A 1,635-nucleotide genomic window follows, 5' to 3' on the forward strand; every position below is an offset into this window, starting at 1 on the left:
TAGAGCAAGTCAAACACTTTTATGGAGAGTTTGATCCTGGCTCAGGATGAACGCTGGCGGCGTGCCTAATACATGCAAGTCGAGCGAATGAAGAGGAGCTTGCTCCTCTGATTTAGCGGCGGACGGGTGAGTAACACGTGGGTAATCTGCCTGTAAGACGGGGATAACTCCGGGAAACCGGGGCTAATACCGGATAATAAGAAGAAACGCATGTTTCTTCTTTGAAAGTCGGTTTCGGCTGACACTTACAGATGAGCCCGCGGCGCATTAGCTAGTTGGTGAGGTAACGGCTCACCAAGGCGACGATGCGTAGCCGACCTGAGAGGGTGATCGGCCACACTGGGACTGAGACACGGCCCAGACTCCTACGGGAGGCAGCAGTAGGGAATCTTCGGCAATGGGCGAAAGCCTGACCGAGCAACGCCGCGTGAGCGATGAAGGCCTTCGGGTCGTAAAGCTCTGTTGTTAGAGAAGAACAAGTACGAGAGTAACTGCTCGTACCTTGACGGTACCTAACCAGAAAGCCACGGCTAACTACGTGCCAGCAGCCGCGGTAATACGTAGGTGGCAAGCGTTATCCGGAATTATTGGGCGTAAAGCGCGCGCAGGCGGTCTCTTAAGTCTGATGTGAAAGCCCACGGCTCAACCGTGGAGGGTCATTGGAAACTGGGAGACTTGAGTGCAGGAGAGAAAAGTGGAATTCCACGTGTAGCGGTGAAATGCGTAGAGATGTGGAGGAACACCAGTGGCGAAGGCGGCTTTTTGGCCTGTAACTGACGCTGAGGCGCGAAAGCGTGGGGAGCAAACAGGATTAGATACCCTGGTAGTCCACGCCGTAAACGATGAGTGCTAGGTGTTGGGGGGTTCCACCCTCAGTGCTGAAGTTAACACATTAAGCACTCCGCCTGGGGAGTACGACCGCAAGGTTGAAACTCAAAGGAATTGACGGGGGCCCGCACAAGCAGTGGAGCATGTGGTTTAATTCGAAGCAACGCGAAGAACCTTACCAGGTCTTGACATCCTCTGACCACTCTAGAGATAGAGCTTTCCCCTTCGGGGGACAGAGTGACAGGTGGTGCATGGTTGTCGTCAGCTCGTGTCGTGAGATGTTGGGTTAAGTCCCGCAACGAGCGCAACCCTTGACCTTAGTTGCCAGCATTCAGTTGGGCACTCTAAGGTGACTGCCGGTGACAAACCGGAGGAAGGTGGGGATGACGTCAAATCATCATGCCCCTTATGACCTGGGCTACACACGTGCTACAATGGATGGTACAAAGGGTTGCGAAGCCGCGAGGCCAAGCCAATCCCAAAAAGCCATTCTCAGTTCGGATTGTAGGCTGCAACTCGCCTACATGAAGCCGGAATTGCTAGTAATCGCGGATCAGCATGCCGCGGTGAATACGTTCCCGGGCCTTGTACACACCGCCCGTCACACCACGAGAGTTTGTAACACCCGAAGTCGGTGGGGTAACCCTTTTGGGAGCCAGCCGCCGAAGGTGGGACAGATGATTGGGGTGAAGTCGTAACAAGGTAGCCGTATCGGAAGGTGCGGCTGGATCACCTCCTTTCTATGGAGATTATGAAACAGCTTCGACTGTTTCGTAAGTACACCTTTTGCCTTTTGTTCAGTTTTGA

1 rRNA gene is annotated in these 1,635 nt (G+C 53.8%); it reads left to right on the top strand.

Features of this window, described 5'->3' with window-relative positions:
• Positions 1–18 precede the first annotated feature (18 nt).
• Positions 19–1,568 (top strand): 16S ribosomal RNA (locus UN64_RS19800).
• Positions 1,569–1,635: the final 67 nt, after the last annotated feature.

Origin of the sequence: Fictibacillus arsenicus (genome assembly GCF_001999465.1) — a bacterium.
Classification (GTDB): Bacteria; Bacillota; Bacilli; order Bacillales; family Fictibacillaceae; genus Fictibacillus; species Fictibacillus arsenicus.